This is a genomic window from Arthrobacter sp. LAR12-1-1.1 (assembly GCF_040676555.1).
GTDB lineage: Bacteria > Actinomycetota > Actinomycetes > Actinomycetales > Micrococcaceae > Arthrobacter.
Genome location: NZ_JBEGIG010000062.1, coordinates 1 through 260, shown reverse-complemented (window position 1 = coordinate 260; position 260 = coordinate 1). Strand labels below are relative to the sequence as shown.

Here is a 260-nt window from a genome sequence, read left to right as displayed (position 1 = left end):
ACAAGACTGCTTGCGTCCACTATGTGGTTCCCAAACAACAAACCCGTCACCGACGGCACTGTTGCACAGGAACCGACAACAAAATAACAACACCACAGATGTTGTAACCACCAGATTTCCCACCCCCGGCACGGCCGGCGGGTGCGGACACAGGGTTACGGCGGTCATAGCGTGGGGGAAACGCCCGGTCCCATCCCGAACCCGGAAGCTAAGACCCACAGCGCCGATGGTACTGCACCCGGGAGGGTGTGGGAGAGTAG

At 59.6% G+C, this 260-nt stretch carries 1 rRNA gene; it reads left to right on the top strand.

From position 1 onward, the window contains the following. Positions 1-156: 156 nt before the first annotated feature. Positions 157-260 (top strand): 5S ribosomal RNA (rrf, locus tag MRBLAR12_RS21055); the annotation flags it as partial.